Annotated in this window: 18 protein-coding genes and 1 other RNA gene; 14 read left to right on the top strand and 5 right to left on the bottom strand. The window is 44.9% G+C overall.

From position 1 onward, the window contains the following. The first annotated feature begins 36 nt into the window (after positions 1-36). The 9 genes from cmk (at position 37) to ppk1 (ending at position 9,064) form a co-directional block, all read left to right on the top strand. A complete protein-coding gene (gene cmk / locus OO016_RS10165) occupies positions 37-729 on the top strand; it encodes a (d)CMP kinase (RefSeq protein WP_266013241.1) in 693 nt (230 codons plus the stop codon). A gap of 211 nt (positions 730-940) precedes the next feature. After that, positions 941-2,773 carry a 30S ribosomal protein S1 gene (rpsA, locus tag OO016_RS10160; RefSeq protein WP_266013239.1) on the top strand — a complete coding sequence of 611 codons (1,833 nt, stop codon included), beginning with the start codon at positions 941-943 and terminating at the stop codon, positions 2,771-2,773. Positions 2,774-2,919: 146 nt separating this feature from the next. Further along, positions 2,920-3,459 carry a bifunctional pyr operon transcriptional regulator/uracil phosphoribosyltransferase PyrR gene (gene pyrR / locus OO016_RS10155; RefSeq protein ID WP_266013237.1) on the top strand — a complete coding sequence of 180 codons (540 nt, stop codon included), beginning with the start codon at positions 2,920-2,922 and terminating at the stop codon, positions 3,457-3,459. Positions 3,460-3,461: 2 nt separating this feature from the next. Beyond that, positions 3,462-4,391: an aspartate carbamoyltransferase catalytic subunit gene (locus OO016_RS10150; RefSeq protein WP_266013235.1), complete on the top strand. Its 930-nt coding sequence runs from the start codon at positions 3,462-3,464 to the stop codon at positions 4,389-4,391. A 4-nt stretch (positions 4,392-4,395) separates the two neighbouring features. Next, complete coding sequence (locus OO016_RS10145; protein ID WP_266013233.1) at positions 4,396-4,728, top strand: ribonuclease Z; 333 nt, start codon at positions 4,396-4,398, stop codon at positions 4,726-4,728. A 95-nt stretch (positions 4,729-4,823) separates the two neighbouring features. Further along, the gene (locus OO016_RS10140) at positions 4,824-5,729 is read left to right on the top strand and encodes a ribonuclease Z (protein WP_266013231.1); all 906 of its coding nucleotides are present in this window, start codon (positions 4,824-4,826) and stop codon (positions 5,727-5,729) included. 99 nt (positions 5,730-5,828) lie between these two features. Then, the gene (gene pdxH, locus OO016_RS10135) at positions 5,829-6,473 is read left to right on the top strand and encodes a pyridoxamine 5'-phosphate oxidase (RefSeq protein WP_266013229.1); all 645 of its coding nucleotides are present in this window, start codon (positions 5,829-5,831) and stop codon (positions 6,471-6,473) included. Positions 6,474-6,518: 45 nt separating this feature from the next. Then, a complete protein-coding gene (locus tag OO016_RS10130; RefSeq protein ID WP_266013228.1) occupies positions 6,519-7,007 on the top strand; it encodes a SixA phosphatase family protein in 489 nt (162 codons plus the stop codon). Beyond that, a complete protein-coding gene (gene ppk1 / locus OO016_RS10125; RefSeq protein ID WP_266013226.1) occupies positions 7,007-9,064 on the top strand; it encodes a polyphosphate kinase 1 in 2,058 nt (685 codons plus the stop codon). Before OO016_RS10130 ends, ppk1 begins: the two co-directional genes overlap by 1 nt. A gap of 30 nt (positions 9,065-9,094) precedes the next feature. On the opposite strand, the gene OO016_RS10120 is transcribed toward ppk1, so the two are convergent. Both OO016_RS10120 and OO016_RS10115 read right to left on the bottom strand, forming a co-directional pair. Continuing rightward, the gene (locus tag OO016_RS10120) at positions 9,095-9,676 is read right to left on the bottom strand and encodes a MiaE family protein (RefSeq protein WP_266013224.1); all 582 of its coding nucleotides are present in this window, start codon (positions 9,674-9,676) and stop codon (positions 9,095-9,097) included. Positions 9,677-9,795: 119 nt separating this feature from the next. Next, a complete protein-coding gene (locus OO016_RS10115) occupies positions 9,796-11,589 on the bottom strand; it encodes a DNA polymerase III subunit gamma/tau (RefSeq protein WP_266013222.1) in 1,794 nt (597 codons plus the stop codon). A gap of 133 nt (positions 11,590-11,722) precedes the next feature. On the opposite strand from OO016_RS10115, the gene rnpB reads away from it, so the two are divergent. Then, positions 11,723-12,027, top strand: an RNA gene (gene rnpB / locus OO016_RS10110) — RNase P RNA component class A. On the opposite strand, the gene rsmD is transcribed toward rnpB, so the two are convergent. The 3 genes from rsmD to OO016_RS10095 are packed head-to-tail and all read right to left on the bottom strand — an operon-like array spanning position 12,025 to position 14,037. After that, on the bottom strand, positions 12,025-12,576 hold the full coding sequence (gene rsmD / locus OO016_RS10105) for a 16S rRNA (guanine(966)-N(2))-methyltransferase RsmD (protein ID WP_266013220.1): 552 nt from the start codon (positions 12,574-12,576) through the stop codon (positions 12,025-12,027). The two genes, rnpB and rsmD, sit on opposite strands and share 3 nt — an antisense overlap. Next, the gene (locus OO016_RS10100; protein ID WP_266013218.1) at positions 12,576-13,409 is read right to left on the bottom strand and encodes a DUF3822 family protein; all 834 of its coding nucleotides are present in this window, start codon (positions 13,407-13,409) and stop codon (positions 12,576-12,578) included. The genes rsmD and OO016_RS10100 overlap by 1 nt, the downstream gene beginning before the upstream one ends. Next, the gene (locus OO016_RS10095; protein WP_266013216.1) at positions 13,387-14,037 is read right to left on the bottom strand and encodes a hypothetical protein; all 651 of its coding nucleotides are present in this window, start codon (positions 14,035-14,037) and stop codon (positions 13,387-13,389) included. The genes OO016_RS10100 and OO016_RS10095 overlap by 23 nt, the downstream gene beginning before the upstream one ends. A gap of 255 nt (positions 14,038-14,292) precedes the next feature. On the opposite strand from OO016_RS10095, the gene OO016_RS10090 reads away from it, so the two are divergent. From OO016_RS10090 to OO016_RS10075, 4 genes are read left to right on the top strand one after another with little or no spacing between them, the layout of a single operon-like run. Continuing rightward, positions 14,293-15,726: an ATP-dependent DNA helicase gene (locus tag OO016_RS10090; RefSeq protein ID WP_266013214.1), complete on the top strand. Its 1,434-nt coding sequence runs from the start codon at positions 14,293-14,295 to the stop codon at positions 15,724-15,726. Positions 15,727-15,758: 32 nt separating this feature from the next. Beyond that, entirely contained in the window at positions 15,759-16,328 is a 570-nt protein-coding gene (locus OO016_RS10085; protein WP_266013212.1) for a DUF4126 domain-containing protein, read from the top strand. A 12-nt stretch (positions 16,329-16,340) separates the two neighbouring features. Further along, positions 16,341-17,069, top strand: a complete 729-nt coding sequence (gene kdsB, locus OO016_RS10080) for a 3-deoxy-manno-octulosonate cytidylyltransferase (protein WP_266013209.1) — start codon at positions 16,341-16,343, stop codon at positions 17,067-17,069. Then, the gene (locus tag OO016_RS10075; RefSeq protein WP_266013207.1) at positions 17,060-17,758 is read left to right on the top strand and encodes an HAD family hydrolase; all 699 of its coding nucleotides are present in this window, start codon (positions 17,060-17,062) and stop codon (positions 17,756-17,758) included. The genes kdsB and OO016_RS10075 overlap by 10 nt, the downstream gene beginning before the upstream one ends. Positions 17,759-17,760 lie beyond the last annotated feature (2 nt).

The following is a 17,760-nucleotide window of genomic DNA, read 5'->3' as shown; positions in this document are numbered from 1 at the left end:
GCTGCAAAACCGGGTAATTCTGATTAATTTTAAGCAATGCCCGATATTACAATTGCCATAGATGGCTTCTCTTCCACGGGAAAAAGCACTGTTGCCAGACAACTTGCCTCTGCCTTGTCCTATGTTTATGTAGACACAGGTGCTATGTACAGGGCGGTTACCCTGTATGCCATAAGATCCGGGTTTACCTCAGGAGAAAATGTTGATCACAAAGCCCTGGTAGACCATTTGAATTCGCTGGACCTGGAATTCAGGCACAATAGCGATACGGGGAGGTCTGACATGTACCTCAATGGTGAAAATGTGGAAAAGGAAATCCGCACTCTCGAAGTCTCCAGTCTGGTGAGCCAGGTGTCCGTTCTTCCGGAGGTCAGGACAAAACTCGTGGCCCTTCAGCGAAAGATGGGTGAGAATAAGGCTCTGGTGATGGATGGGCGAGATATTGGTACCGTGGTGTTTCCGGATGCTGAACTCAAGATATTTATGACCGCATCGCCTGATATCAGGGCGGCGCGCCGGTATAAGGAGCTGCTGGATCGGGGGGAAGATGTGAAGTATGAAGATGTACTCGAAAATGTCCGCAAACGAGACCATATCGATGCCAATCGGGCAGTATCTCCACTGAAAAAGGCCGATGACGCCGTAGTGGTAGACAACTCTGATATGGGACGGGAAGAACAATTTGAACGACTGCTTTTCCTCGCGAAGCAGATCATAGGACAAAAATAATAGCAGAGTAAGGACCGCCCCATTGCAATTGCTGTCCGACTTATTTAAGGTAAATCACCCAAAGGTTTGATATACAAGAATTAAATTGTATTTTTGCGCTCCTTTTTGGCGAATGTTCAGGAGCGAAAAGGACTGTAAAAAACAATGATAATTTCTTCTGCAGGTGTTGCCTAACTCCTGAGAACTTGCAGAATACAAATCAAATCAGCAGATGGCTGAAGAAAAAACAACAGCACCTGAGCAGGAAGTTGCGCAGGTAGAAGAACAACAACAAACAACCCCGCAGCAGGATCCAAAGGAATTTCTTGAAAATTTCGACTGGGAAAAGTACGAGGAGGGTATTGAGCGTGTCGACGACTCTAAACTGGAAGAATTTGAAAAGCTGGTTGCCGAGAATTTCGTAGATACTGCAGATGAAGAAGTAGTAGAAGGAACGGTAACTCACCTGACAGACAGAGAAGCTATTATCGACATCAATGCCAAATCCGAAGGGGTCATCTCTCTTAATGAATTCCGCTACAACCCGGACCTGAAAGTAGGCGACAAGGTTGAGGTACTCATTGATATCAGGGAAGATAAAAGTGGCCAGCTCGTTCTTTCACACAGAAAGGCGCGTATCATTAAGGCCTGGGATAGGGTAAATGCCGCACACGACAAGGAAGAGGTAGTTACCGGTTATATCAAGTGCAGAACAAAAGGAGGTATGATCGTTGATGTGTTTGGTATCGAGGCGTTCCTGCCCGGTTCTCAAATCGACGTTAAACCTATTAGGGATTACGACCAGTACGTAGGCAAGAACATGGAGTTCAAGGTGGTTAAGATCAACCAGGAATTCAAAAATGTTGTAGTATCGCACAAGGCACTTATCGAAGCCGATATCGAAGAGCAGAAGCGCGAGATCATCGGACAGCTCGAAAAAGGTCAGGTACTGGAAGGTGTTGTGAAGAACATCACTTCTTACGGAGTATTTATAGACCTCGGAGGGGTAGATGGACTTATTCATATCACGGATCTGTCCTGGAGCCGTATCAACCATCCTAACGAAGTGGTTGAGCTCGACCAGAAACTGAACGTTGTAATCCTTGACTTTGATGATAACAAATCCAGAATCCAGCTTGGGTTAAAGCAGCTGGAAAAACATCCCTGGGATGCACTTGGAGATGAGATCAAAATAGGAGACAAGGTAAAAGGAAAAGTAGTGGTAATTGCCGATTACGGTGCCTTCCTGGAAGTTGCTGAAGGTGTGGAAGGTCTGATTCACGTTTCTGAAATGTCCTGGTCTACGCACCTGCGTTCCGCTCAGGATTTCGTAAATGTTGGAGATGAACTGGAGGCCGTTGTGCTTACCCTGGATCGTGAAGACCGCAAAATGTCTCTGGGTCTTAAACAGTTGACCCCGGATCCATGGACCGATATCACTTCCAAATACCCTGTGGGATCAAGACATAAAGGTATAGTTCGAAACTTCACCAACTTTGGAGTATTTGTTGAACTGGAAGAAGGTATCGACGGTTTGATTTATATCTCTGACCTTTCCTGGACCAAGAAAATCAAGCACCCATCAGAATTTGTAGCTGTAGGGGACACACTTGAAGTGGAGGTTCTGGAATTGGACGTTGAAGGGCGTAAATTAAGCCTTGGTCACAAGCAAACCACAGAAAATCCGTGGGATAAATACGAAGCAGAATTTGCACTGGGAACGGTACATAAGGCTTCTATCACTGAGATCGTGGATAAAGGTGCTATTATTGCTTTCAATGACGACATCACTGCCTTTGTGCCACAACGCCATATGGAGAAAGAAGATGGCAAGAAATTAGGCAAAGGTGAGGAAGCAGAGTTCAAGATCATTGAATTCAATAAGGACTACAAGCGAGTAGTGGCAAGTCATACTGCTATTTTCAAGGAAGAAGAACAGCGCAATGTAAGGGCTGCCAAGAAGAAGGCTGCAGCAGCAGCTGATGAGGCCAAGCCTACTCTGGGTGATGCAAACGAGCAACTTCAGGCGCTGAAGGATAAAATGGAAGCCAACAAGAAAAAGTAAGGATTCCATTGACCACTAATTCAAAAACCCCGGCTTTTGCCGGGGTTTTTTTGAATCAAATAATAAGAAGCTCAGGTCGATTATGCCTGAGCAGATTCGCAAGAAATGTCTATTTTTGTGCTTAACGTGACGGATTCCTTACCCACATGAGTCAAAAAGTCCTCCTTTCTTCAAAAGAAATTCACATCATCCTTCACCGTTTGGCTTGTCAGCTTTTGGAAAAGCACCTCGATTTTAAGAACACTGTCCTTATCGGATTACAACCCAGAGGTATACACGTGGCACGGCGCCTGGCTGATATGCTCGTGAACGATTACAAGGTAAAGGACATTCAGCTGGGTTATCTGGACATTACTTTTTACCGGGACGATTTTAGAAGGGGTGACAAGACCCTGGAGGCGAGCAGTACCAAAATCGACTTCCTGGTTGAGGGCAAAGATGTGGTTATGATTGATGATGTATTGTATACGGGAAGGAGTATTCGCGCAGCTTTAACGGCCATTCAATCATTTGGAAGGCCGCGGTCTATAGAATTGCTAACACTAATAGACCGCAGGTTTAGCAGGCATCTGCCCATACAACCCGATTATCGCGGCAGGCAGGTAGACGCCATAAATGAAGAGAGGGTTCAGGTGGTCTGGTCCGATGACCCGGATAAAGACATAATATATTTGATAAATAGTTAAATATGAGTGAGTTAAGTGTGAATCACCTGCTGGGAATTAAATACCTCAAGGAAGAAGACATTCAACTCATTTTTGAGACTGCAGATCATTTTAAGGAAGTGATCAACCGTTCGATAAAGAAGGTACCTTCACTTCGCGATATTACCATAGCCAATATTTTCTTTGAAAGCAGCACCCGAACCAAACTTTCATTTGAACTTGCCGAAAAGAGATTATCTGCCGATGTTATCAACTTTTCAGCAGGCCAGTCATCCGTTAAAAAAGGGGAGACCCTTATAGACACCGTAAACAATATACTCTCCATGAAAGTGGATATGGTGGTGATACGACACCCCAATCCGGGAGCTGGAATATTTTTATCGAAGAACGTAAACGCCTCCATTATCAATGCCGGTGATGGTGCCCATGAACATCCTACTCAGGCCTTGCTAGACTCCTTTTCCATACGGGAAAGATTGGGAAGCGTGGCGGGTAAAAAAGTGGTGATCGTAGGGGATATCCTGCATTCCAGGGTTGCCCTGTCTAATATTTTTGCTCTGCAACTTCAGGGTGCTGAAGTAAAGGTATGTGGGCCAAGGACACTTATTCCCAAGTATATCGAGAGCCTGGGGGTAGGGGTGGAAACCAACCTCAGGAAAGCGCTCAACTGGTGTGATGTGGCTAATATGCTTCGGATTCAGAAGGAACGTATGGACCTGAGCTATTTCCCGTCAACACGGGAATACACCCAGCAATACGGCTTAAATTCGGCCATATTGAAAAGTCTGGACAAGGAGATTGTGGTGATGCACCCGGGACCCATAAACCGTGGGGTGGAGATCACCAGCGATGTGGCAGATTCCGGACAATCCATTATTCTGGACCAGGTAGAAAACGGGGTGGCAATCCGAATGGCAGTGATCTACCTGCTGGCTTCGAAAATAAAACAGTAGTATTATGATATTTGATAAGGACGGGAACACGACTATCGTTTTCCAGGAGAAAATTACGCTGGCAGAATTTCTGAAAAACCTCAATGAGGCCTATCCCAGAATAAAGGATGACCACCTGATCATTAACTTGTTTTCCTTTTCTTCCCTCACGGCTAATGATATCCTTGAATTTTTAAATATATCCAACAAGCATCGCGGCCGGAGGAAATCTTTTGTCCTGGTTACCAATAAGGTAGCCTATGATGAAACACCTGATGAGATTTGTGTTGTCCCTACCTTGCAGGAAGCCCGGGATATTATAGAAATGGAAGAGATAGAAAGGGATCTGGAACTCTAGCCCATGGGTATCCATCGGATTTCATTCAGGCATATGGAAGAACAGGCTAACAAGGTCTTCGCAGACAAGTTAGTTCCCTTAAATTGTGCTGATTGATGAAGCTCAGTATTCTTGGTTGCTATGCCGCTACACCCAGGACCCTTACCCATCCTACTGCTCAGGTTCTTGAATTAAAGAATCATCTCTTTCTTATCGACTGTGGAGAGGGTACCCAGGTTCAGCTCAGAAAATACAAGATCAAGTTTTCAAGAATCTGCCATGTATTTATTTCACACCTGCACGGGGATCATTTTTTTGGTCTCCCGGGGCTCATTTCCACTTTTCGGCTCCTGGGCAGGGAAAAAGAACTGCATATTTATGGCCCAAAAGGTATAAAGGAAGCCATTACCCTGATGCTAAAACTGGGCAACTCCTGGACGAATTACCCACTTATATTCCACGAATTAACAGCCAGTACTCCGCAACGGATATTTGAAGATGATCAGGTATATGTGGAGACCCTTCCTTTGGATCACCGCGTGTATACCAATGGTTTTCTTTTCCATGAAAAAATTGGGCAGCGTAAGCTCAATATGGATGCCGTGGGGAAGTACAAGGTGGATATGGCCTATTTTAGAAAAATTAAATCCGGAGAGGACATTACACTGGATAACGGACAGGTAGTACCCAACCGTGAACTTACTTTTGACCCACCAAAGCCATGGAACTACGCCTACTGTAGCGACACGGCTTACAAACCTGATCTGGTTTCCGCACTAAGGGATATGCGTGTCCTTTACCATGAGGCTACTTTTCTGGAAACGGAGGCGCATCTGGCGGAAAAAACCAGGCACAGTACCGCCAAACAGGCTGCCCGGATAGCACGTGATGCCAGTGTTGAAACCCTAATCCTGGGGCACTTCTCAACACGGTATAAAGATATCTCCTCATTTGCCGATGAGGCCAGGCCTATATTTCAGGATGTACTGCTGGCTGATGACGGCAGACAATTCGAGTTTTAGGCTCCGCACATCATTTAGGACCCTATATTTACCGCTATAACTTCGTATTTCACTATCTTTTTGAGAACTTTGTAAACCATAAAAGCAAGGAAGGATTGGATGAAGGATTTAAGTAATTACCGGAAATCATACGATAAAAAGAATCTTCATGAAGATCATATATCCGATGACCCCATTACCCTTTTCCAGAAATGGTTTTATGAGGTTGAGGATTCGGGTACTATGGACGAACCCAACGCTATGACCGTATCAACCCTGGGTTTGGACGGATACCCTAAATCAAGGGTAGTATTGCTGAAAAAATACACCTACGAGGGTTTTATTTTCTATTCCAATTACGAAAGTGAGAAGGGCAAAGCCATTGCGAAGAACCCGAGGGTTTGTCTTTCATTTTTCTGGCCTGCTATGGAACGCCAGGTCATAATCAAGGGGGTGGCCGAAAAGCTTGCTGAAAACCTTTCAGACGGGTATTTTGAATCTCGTCCGGACGGAAGTAAACTGGGAGCTATAGTTTCACGACAGAGTGAGGTGATCCCCTCCAGGGAATCCCTGGATGAGTCCCTTGAAAAACTGGAGAAGGCTTACAAGGGAAAGGAGATAACCAGGCCGGAATACTGGGGAGGCTATCTGGTAAGGCCCTATTCTATCGAATTCTGGCAGGGAAGACCCAATCGTTTGCACGATCGCATACGATTTACACTCGAGGAAGACTATAATTGGAAAATTGAACGACTGGCACCCTGATTTCTAGGTAAATATATTCCAGTCTAACTATTAAAAGCAAAACCTATGAAAAGCTTGTTATTATTCCGCCATGGAAAATCTTCATGGGATTACGATGTAAGGGACCAGGACCGTCCGCTTAAACCTCGTGGTATCAAGGATGGCCACCTGGTTGCCAGTACCTTTATGAAAAACACTAAAGAACTGCCAGACCGTGTATTCAGCAGTATTGCCAACCGGGCACTGCACACCTGTATGATTTTTTGCAGGACACTGGAATATCCCATGGAAAAAGTATCCCTGACACCCAGTTTATATGACTTTTCGGGCGATAGTGCGCTTGGTTTTGTAAAAGGCCTGGACAATAGCCTCAATTCCGTTGCTATCTTTGGACATAATTATGCCTTTACCAATATCGCCAACCAGCTGGGAAGTATGCACATAGACAATATCCCTACTTCTGGTCTTGTCAAGATTAACTTCCAGGTAGACAACTGGAAAAAACTGGATAAAGGAACAACAGAACTTATTCTTTTCCCCAAAGAGATTCGATAATGGTTATACACAAGAACCGGTATATTAACCGGGAGATCAGCTGGCTCCATTTTAATGAAAGGGTATTGCAGGAGAGTGCTGATAAGAATGTTCCCCTGATTGAACGACTCCGTTTCCTGGGTATATTTTCAAATAACCTGGATGAGTTTTTTAAGGTACGCTACGCCACGGTAAAGCGTATTGTGCTTGCAGGAAAAAAGGGAAAGAGCGCCCTGGGAGGAGAAACCGCAAAAGAATTGCTTGCTGCCATTACCGAAATCGTTATCAGGCACCAGGCCAAAAGCCTGGAGATTCTCCACGAAATAGAAAAGGAACTGGAAGAGCAGGAGATTTACATGCTAAGGGAGTCTCAGCTTTCAGAGTCTCAGGCCCGGTATGTGGTGCGCTACTTTATGCAGCATGTGAGCCCCCAGCTTATGACCATTATCCTCAACGACCTGGCCGAATTTCCAACGCTAAAGGATACTGCGGCCTATCTGGCGGTTAAGATGGTCATGAAAGGGGAAGGTGAAAAGCGATATGCACTAATTGAAATCCCAAAGGGTATAGACCGCTTTGTTGTACTGCCCAGGGAAGGCGACAAGAATTTTATCATTATCCTGGACGACCTGATCCGCTATTGCCTGGATCGGGTTTTTTCCATGTTCGAATACGAATCCATTTCTGCCCATATGATAAAAATAACCCGGGATGCGGAACTGGATATTGACAATGACCTGAGTAAAAGTTTTATCGAAAAGCTGGCCACCAGTGTTGCCGGGCGTAAGATCAGTGCGCCGGTTCGATTTGTGTACGACAAAAAAATTGAACCTGATACGCTCCAGTTTCTTAAGGACAAAATGAATATCCATGATACAGATAGTATCATACCCGGGGGAAGATATCATAACCGCAAGGATTATATGAGTTTCCCAAGCCTGGGGCGAAAGGACCTGTTGTATGAGAAAATTACGCCCCTTCAGATAAAGGGTTTGCATTTGGAAAGCAGTTTGCTCCAGGCCATTGCAAAAAAAGACTACCTCATGTACGCTCCCTATCATACCTTTTCCTACCTGATTAAATTCCTGAGAGAGGCCGCCCTGGATCCTAAAGTTCGTAGTATCAAAATCACTATTTATCGTTTGGCCAATGAATCCCAGGTAATATCCTCCCTGATCAATGCTGCAAAAAATGGCAAAAAGGTAACTGTACAGATTGAACTCCGGGCACGCTTTGACGAACAGGCCAATATTGATTATGCCGGGCAGCTTCAGGCCGAAGGGGTAAAAGTAATTTTTGGTATCCCCGGACTTAAAGTGCACAGCAAGGTTGGGGTCATTGAACGCAAAGAAGAGGATGGCGTAAAAAGGTATGGTTTTATAAGCACAGGCAATTTTAATGAGACGACGGCCAGGATTTATACGGATTATACCTTGTTTACAGCACATCAACCCATGCTGAAAGAAATAGACAAGGTATTCGGGTTTTTTGAAACCACCTATCGGGTTCCCAAATACAAGCATCTTGTGGTGTCCCCACATTACACCAGGGCGACCTTCAACAAGTTAATCGACAATGAAATTGCCAGCGCGAAAGCCGGTGAGGAGGCCTATATCAAGATCAAGATGAACAGCTTTACCTCTTACACTATGGTAGACAAGCTTTATGAAGCAAGTCAGGCCGGGGTAAAGATACAACTGATTATTCGCGGAGTCTGTTGCCTAATTCCGGGAATGCCGGGGCTTAGTAAAAATATTGAAGCCATCAGTGTGGTCGACAAGTTCCTCGAACACCCCAGGTTGTTCATCTTTGCTAATGAAGGAGATCCTGAAGTGTTTATTTCTTCTGCCGACTGGATGACCCGTAACCTGGACAACAGGGTGGAGGTTGGATGCAGAATTTATGATGAGGATGTAAAGGCTGAATTGTTGGATACTTTTGAGATATGCTGGATGGATAATGTAAAAGCCCGGATATTCTCTCCGGACCATGACAACCGGTACAAGAACAATAAGGAGCCTAAGTTGCGTTCCCAGTTTGCCCTTTACGATTATTACAAAAAAAAGCTGGAGAATTAGCTCAGTGCAGTTCCTTTATGATCGGCGGTTTTAGCCGTGTACGGTCTCTTTTTTACCCAGGTTCTTCATGATATCTGCTTCATACTCGAGAAGATCCTGCCATTTCTGGTCAACTTCTTTTCGATCCCCAAATTTTCTGGCAAATTTGAGGAACATTGTGTAATGCCCCGCTTCGCTGATCATGAGCTTTCGGTAGAATTCGGCAAGTTCCTTGTCCTGTAGTTCTTCAGAGAGCAGCCGGAACCTTTCACAGCTGCGTGCTTCGATCAAAGCTGCATATAGCAGGCGATGCACAAGCTGGGTTTTCCGTTCTCCTCCTTTTGGAAAGAACTTCATCAATTCCACCACATAATCATCCTTGCGATACCTGCCCAGTTTACTACCCCGGGCAAGGATAAGGTCGTGCACCATTTTGAAATGCCCCATCTCTTCACGTGAAAGGGCAACCATCTCCTGCACGAGATCCGGGTATTCCGGGAAGGTTACGATAAGGGAAATCGCTGTGCTGGCAGCCTTCTGTTCACAATAAGCGTGATCTGTGAGTATCTCATCTATATTCTTCTCTACGATATTGACCCATCTGGGATCTGTGGGTAGTTTTAGACCGAGCATAATCGTTTCTTTTTGCAAAGGTAAAAAGATCCCTTATTTACTTTTGAATTTAAGGGAAGCTAATTAAGGCTGGAATTAGCTGTATTCTCGGTAATTTGAATAAGCTCTTCCAAGACAACCTAAAGCTCCAGGTCGAACTGGTTTTTAAGGAGGTCAATTGCAGGGTTCTTCTCCCGAAGTTTCTCGTATTTCTCCTCAGGGGTATAGGCGTACTGCTTGGCAGCCTCTTCATTCACATTGATTCTGAGGGTGATATCATAATTTCGCAGCTTCTTCCTGAGGTAGTTCATCAATCCTGATTGCTCCCTTTCAATTTCTTTTTTCATGGTATGATTGGGCAATTCAATAGATATCACATACCCATCTGAAACTTTAGGAACATCTGTGGCCAGGCTGGAAGCCAGTATCTTTTTACCGGAATTTTCCAGTTTTTTAATAAAGGCGTTCCAATGTGTCTGCAGTTCTTCTTCGGTAAAGGGATCGGTGGGGAGTACCTCAGAACTGGGCTGTTTTTCTCTTTTCTGCTGCTCGTGGGCTTTTTTGGCCTTAAGGCTGGAAAGTGATAATCCTGAAACCCGTTTGCTGCGTTCCCTGATCAGGATCTCTTTTGCAGCCTCTACCTTGTCTTTTTCTGCGATTATACCTTCCGGTTCCTCTGTTTTATTAATCACCGTCTCTACAGGAGGTAATGCCTCTTTTGTTTCTGCTTGTTCAGCCTGGTGAATAACCGCTGGTGAAACCCCTTCAGGTGGGGGAGAGTCAACTGTTTTTGTTTTGGGCTTGTTGGCCGACTTAAAATAAGTTGCAGGAATTAATGGAACCCGGTCTGTGTTGAGGCCGTCATTTTTTTTTTCACCCTGGAATTCTAAGGATGCTATCTTCATCAGGGTAAGTTCTACGAGGAGCCTTTGATTTTTGCTGGCCCTGTAGTTCAGATCACAGCTGTTACATAAATCAACGCCTTTAAGCAGGAAGTTCTCGGAGGTTAGCAAAGACTGTTCCCTGTACTGTTCCCGGGCTTTTTCCCCGACCTCCAGCAATTCAAGAGTATCTTCATTTCGGCATACCAGAAGGTCCCTGAAATGTGAGGCCAAACCATTGATAAAATGGTGTCCTTCAAATCCCCTGGAGAGTACCGTATTGAACAGCAGTAGTGCCCCCGGAATATCGTGATCCAGAAGCAGGGAGGTAATTTCAAAATAGGTGTCGTAATCCAGTACGTTCAGGTTCTCCGTTACCGCCTGCCGGGACAGGTTTTTCCCTGAAAAACTTACTACACGGTCAAAGATGGAGAGGGCGTCCCGCATAGCCCCATCTGCCTTCTGGGCAATTATATGGAGCGCATCCTCGTCGGCCTGAATTCCTTGTTCCTCCGCTATATATTTAAGATATTGGGCAACGTCCTTTACGGATATCCGCCGGAAATCGAAGATCTGGCACCTGGACAGTATAGTGGGAATAATTTTGTGCTTCTCGGTAGTTGCCAGGATAAATATGGCATGCTTTGGGGGTTCTTCCAGGGTTTTCAGAAATGCATTGAAAGCCGATTGCGAAAGCATATGCACCTCGTCTATGATATAGACCTTGTATTTACCCACCTGAGGGGGTATGCGCACCTGATCAATCAGATTTCGGATATCGTCAACAGAGTTGTTCGAGGCAGCATCCAACTCAAAAATATTGAAGGCAAAATCCTCGTCCGGGTTTTCCGTGCCTTCCTGATTTATTTTCTTGGCAAGAATACGGGCACAAGTTGTTTTACCTACCCCTCTCGGCCCGCAAAACAATAACGCCTGAGCGAGGTGGTTATGTTCAATGGCGTTATTCAGAGTATTGGTAATAGCCTCCTGTCCCACCACATCTTTAAAAGATTGGGGCCTGTATTTCCTGGCTGAGACAATGAAGGGTTCCAACTTGCTAAACTTATTTAAATCAGGTGTTCTACAAATATAAAAATAGGGATTCTTCCCGTCTTTAAAAATAGGCTTTTGGAGTTAATACTTATCAACAATTTTAAGGCTTGGCATCAAAATTGTAATTTTGCAACAAGCAGGTCTCCCTGTCGCTCCGGTTATCCGGGGAGGAAAGTCCGAACACCGTAGTGCGGCATAGCGGGTAACGCCCGCCTCCCTTATTAGGGAAGGACAAGTGCAGCAGAAAGTATGTACAGGTAATGCTGTAGTGAAATCAGGTAAACTCTATGCGGTGAAACGCCATGTATATCAGCGTTTGAGGGTTGCACGCCCGAGCTGAAGGGTAGGCGGATAGAACCAACGGGCAACCTTTGGTCCAGATAAATGATGGGGGAGCTTTAGGGCTTTACAGAATTCGGCTTATGGCCTGCTTTTTTATTTTTCCGGGTTATTGGCCTGGAAGAAGCTAAACACACTTCCTCCATACCTTCTCTCCTCTGTGTACCAAGGCAGCCCCGAAAGATCGGTGAATTTGGAATGTTCAACCACCAGCATACCGCCTTCTCTCAGTAACTCATTCCCGAATACCAGTGCTACCAATCTCTTAAAATCATCGTCCCCAAACTGGTAAGGAGGGTCTGCAAAAATGATATCAAATTGCAGGCGGTTCTTTTCCAGAAATTTATAGACATCTTCCTTAAAAGCTTTAATATTTAAGTCGAGTTCCCTTGAAACTGAGGCTATAAACTTGATGCAACCGTGGTCCTTATCTACACTAACAATATTTTCAGTACCCCGGGATGCAAATTCAAAGCTGATGTTTCCCGTGCCCGCAAACAGGTCCAGAACGGCGATTTCATCAAAATGGTAATGGTTATTAAGGATATTGAACAGCGCTTCCTTGGCCATGTCTGTGGTTGGCCGCACAGGGAGCTTTTTGGGGGCCTGCAGTCTTTTTCCCTTGTATTTGCCAGAGATTATGCGCATTAAAGTGCGTTGATCACAGTAAAGTCTACCCGGTCCTGATCCGGCTCACCCTGGTCATTATATTCAGATTCCGGTTCGAAAATGGCTATGTTTTGTATATACTCGTACCCTATTTCATAGTACTCATCTCCCTCTGTAATGGTCCCGAAAAGTCGAACTTTGGCCGTTTCAGGATCCAGTTTTAACTGTTCCAGGGTAAAAAGGAGATAGTAAATAAAATCTTCCTTAGTGCTTATGGTAAAGCTATTATAGAAAAGCAGGTTCTTGTTTTCCAAAACGGTAATGTCTATTTGATCACCGTCCAGGTGGACATAACAAATGGGAGATTTCCCCTTGTAATGAAAATTCAAAAGTGAATCCAGCAGTATGGTTCCGTGGTGTTTAAATTCGAATTCACCAAAGAGGTCATAGATATAGTTGTTCAGGTTAACAAAGGGTACGTACACGTTCACCAGATCGTGATTGGGGATCTCATCATACACTACCAGGTCATTTGCCAGCATTTTAACGTTGAATTTAAGGTAGTTGGCCAATTCATCCGAATTGAATAAATCCCTGGGGACAAGGCTGAATAGGGTGTTCCTGTGGATGACTACCACATCGGAATATTTATAATCCAGAATCCCCTCTGAGCGGACAAGGTTTTTTAGCTCTTTCAGCACTTCATAAGGCGATAATTGTTTGCCGAAGTCTACCCGTTTAGAAAGTGGAATGGCATTTCCAATAGTGTCCAGTACACAAAAAGAAAGTCCATTCAAGCTTACCTGAATGGACAATTTATGATAATGTTCAAGCGAGTCTTCTGCCTCCCTATTGATTGCCTTTTTTGTCATAAATAGGAGGCCAGTTTCCGTTTGTACTTACGTCAGTCAGGGATCCCACTTTGATTTCAGATCCATTAACCTCTTCCACACTTATCTGCGCATTTTCCCTGGCACGCAAATCCTTGGGTTGATCTGCCAGGATAACATCCTTAGCAACCTTAACTTCAAAAACCGGGGCAGAATAACCGCCTTTTTCGATTACATCAGCTTTGATCGTAAACTTTTCGCCTCCCTGAGCATATGGAACGTTCATCATGGATTTATAGCGCTCACTTGTACCGAACAATGAATCCTTTACAGAAACAAATCCCAGGGTGTCAATTATGGTGATTTCCTTTAACATGTCAATGCCATATACCTTATCGTATTCCATGTAAGAAGAATCCCTTTGTTGTGTAATGGTGTATCGTCCCGTGTCTACAAAGGCAATCAGGCTTTCGAAATCATTGGCATATTTCCCGTTCACAGTCCTGTAAGCCATTTGGGAATCACGAATGTCTTTCAGAGTGTTGATTACCTGAGTAAATCGCTCTTGCTTGACTTTCTTAAATTCGATGGGACCTGTTACCGATCTGTAGATAAGGAACCCCAGGCCTACACATACTATCCAAAGTACTATCTGAACAATGGTTTTCATATTTTATGAAGTTGTTAGTTAAATTTAGCAGTTCCCACAAATCTACAATTTTTTTGTGAACTGCCTAATTATTTACAGCTGGATTTTTCCCCTGAATTCAGGGGATTGAAGCTGTTATTTCTTTCCTTGATAAGGCATTGAAATTAAGCGATATAAGTTAGTCAAAGGGATCCCTTAATCCGGTACAAAGGCCTCGCGTTTATTTGTGGAACTGGATTCCTGTACAACTTATAATTGGCCTATATTTGTGTCCCTATGCGCGATCTTTCTCCCAAAGCTTTTTTCAAGATACTCCATGATGCTTTTCCGCATGAACCTACCCTAAAGCAGGACCGCGCTCTGGAGGAGCTTTCACAGTATCTGCTTTCAACTGAAAAAGGCACCGTTTACATGCTACGTGGGTTTGCCGGTACGGGAAAGACCACTATTATTGCCACTATGGTCAGGTGCCTGTGGAAAACCGGTCTCAAGTCTGTTCTGATGGCCCCAACTGGTCGGGCAGCCAAAGTAATGAGTCAGTATGCCAATACCCGCGCTTATACCATACACCGAAAGATATATTTTCCGAGAAAGGAAAAGAGCGGTGCCATGCGGTTTGTCCTGGCTCCCAACAAGCATCGCAATACCGTTTTTATTGTTGATGAGGCCTCTATGATTCCGGATACACCTGCAGATTCCAGGCTCTTTGAGAACGGGTCCCTGCTGGACGATCTGATCCAGTTTGTATATTCCGGACATCAGTGCAAGCTTGTTTTGATTGGGGATACGGCACAGCTGCCACCTGTGAAGCTGTCACTCAGCCCGGCTTTGGATCCTGGCAAACTGGGACTTACATATCAGAAGGAGGTACTGGGACTTGAACTGGATGAGGTGGTACGGCAAAGCAAGTCTTCGGGAATCCTCTGGAATGCTACCCTGGTAAGGGAACAGATTGAAAGTGGCTATTATGACGGATTTAAATTTAATCTCGAAGGGTTCACGGACATCGTCAGGCTCACTGATGGCTATGAGACCCAGGAGGCTATAGACGATGCTTACAGTAAGCTGGGGAAGGAAGAAACGGTTTTTATAGTCCGGTCTAACAAAAGGGCCAACCTGTATAATGAGAATATCAGAAAACGCATCCTTTTCCTGGAAAGTGAGTTGTCGGCCGGAGATTACCTCATGGTGGTGAAGAACAATTACTTTTGGTTGAAACCGAATTCTGAAGCTGGTTTTATTGCCAATGGAGACATTATTGAGGTACTGGAGATATTTGCCGTATGTGAATTGTATGGCTTCAGATTTGCGGAAGTACGGGTACAAATGGTGGATTATCCCGATCAGCGTCCTTTTGAAACGGTATTGCTGCTGGATACTATCAAGGCAGAAACCCCGTCATTGTCCTGGGAAGAGGGCAATCGCCTCTATCAGGAGGTGCAAAAAGATTACGCCCATGAGAAGTCCTCCTACAAACGTTTCATGGGAGTAAAGAACAATAAGTATTTCAATGCGCTACAAGTGAAATTTTCTTACGCCATAACCTGCCATAAATCCCAGGGTGGACAATGGGATACCGTTTTTGTGGAGCAGCCTTACCTGCCTGACGGAGCAGACAAAGAGTACCTACGCTGGTTGTACACGGCAATTACGAGGGCCAGGAGTAAACTCTACCTGATTGGCTTTAAGGACAATTTTTTTCTTGATTAGGAAAGGGTTATTTTAGTAGCAAAGCGTATACTATGACCTCCGAAACCATAATAAGCATATTCCTGGGCGTTGGCCTTGCAGCTTCTGTGGGTTTTCGGGTATTCCTGCCCCTGTTTGTGCTTAGCCTGGCTTCCTACAATGGGATTTGGGACCTTAATGCCAGTTGGCAGTGGATGGGGAGCCTGGCGGCTGTGATCACCTTCGGAGTAGCTATGGTGGTAGAGGTGTTTGCCTATTATATCCCCTGGGTTGATAACCTGCTGGACGGCCTGGCTGTTCCATTGGCAGCAATCGCAGGAACGGCCGTAATGGTTTCTACGCTAACCAATATGGACCCTCTGGTGACCTGGTCTCTGGCCATCATAGCAGGAGGAGGTACAGCATCGGCCATAAAAGGAGCTTCGGCGACAAGTCGCCTGGCATCCACCGCCACAACCGGTGGCCTGGGGAATCCAGTGGTATCCACTATAGAAACGGGGACAGCAACAGTGGTTTCCCTTACCGCAGTATTTTTGCCTGTCATTGCCGCCATATTAGTTATCCTGATCCTCGCTGTAATTTTTGTTATTTATCGCAAATTACGACCACGTTTAAATCGCTAAAGCCCTGTTGAAATGAGAATAATTGCCATGATTCCTGCCCGCTATGCTGCGTCCCGCTTCCCGGGAAAACTAATGAAGGACCTGGCCGGCAAACCCGTTATTCTGCGTACCTATCAGGCCACGGTAAGTACCGGGCTTTTCGATGAGGTCTACGTGGTAACTGATAGCCCTGTGATTTATGATACAATTATAGATGAAGGAGGTAAGGCATTGATGAGCAAGAGAGAACATCAGACGGGCAGCGACCGAATTGCCGAGGCAGTGGAGGACATGGACGTAGACATTATTGTGAATGTACAGGGGGATGAACCCTTTACGGAAAAGAAAAGCCTGGAAGCTGTACTGGAAGTTTTCCGGGATGATACAGAGAATGAAATAGACCTGGCCTCCCTGATGACCAGGATCACGGATACCTCTGAAATAAATAATCCCAATACCGTAAAGGTCATCGTGGACCAGCGAAGTTTCGCCCTGTACTTCTCGCGTTCTCCGATTCCCTATCCCAGGGACGACACCAGGGAGATTTCTTATTTCAAACACAAGGGGATTTATGCTTTCAGGAAGAGCGCCTTGCTGGATTTCAGGAGGCTACCCATGCTTCCACTGGAAGCAGCAGAGAAGATTGAGGCTATTCGCTACCTGGAATACGGCAAAAAGATCAAGATGGTGGAAACAGAAGTGACCGGGGTAGAAATTGATACTCCGGAAGATCTTGAAAAAGCAAAGGCACTATGGAGTTAGATTTGAGCCATATCAGGGTTATTGGGTTTGACGCCGATGATACACTTTGGGTGAATGAAACCTATTTCCGGGAAACTGAGGAAAAGTTTGCAGATCTGCTCGAGCAGTACGAAACGAAGAACAAAGTAGACCAGGAACTGTTTCGGAAAGAAATGGAAAACCTTGAATTATACGGATATGGGATCAAGAGCTTCATGTTGTCCATGATAGAATCCGCTCTGGAACTTTCCAATAATAATATCGAACAGGAAACGATTCACGAGATTATTACTATGGGAAAGCGAATGATTTCCAAACCTGTGGAGTTGTTGGATGGGGTAGAGGAAGTGCTTAGAGCACTGGAATCAAAATACCGCCTCATTGTCCTCACCAAAGGTGATTTATTGGATCAGGAACGTAAACTAGACAAGTCCGGGCTCTCCCGTTATTTCCACCATGTGGAAGTGCTGAGTGACAAAAAAGAATCCAATTATCAGCACCTACTGGACCATCTGGAAGTAGATGTAAAGGAGTTTCTTATGGTGGGTAATTCCCTTAAGTCCGATGTGCTACCCATATTAAATATCGGAGCGCAGGCCATACATGTTCCCTTCCATACTACATGGGCTCATGAAGTGGTCTCCCCGGAAGATCACAACAATGACCATATTACACTGGGTTCACTTAAGGAGCTCTTGCATTATCTTTAATA

Origin of the sequence: Lentiprolixibacter aurantiacus, from assembly GCF_026241225.1 — a bacterium.
GTDB lineage: Bacteria > Bacteroidota > Bacteroidia > Flavobacteriales > Flavobacteriaceae > Lentiprolixibacter > Lentiprolixibacter aurantiacus.
This window is presented reverse-complemented; position numbering and strand designations above follow the sequence as displayed.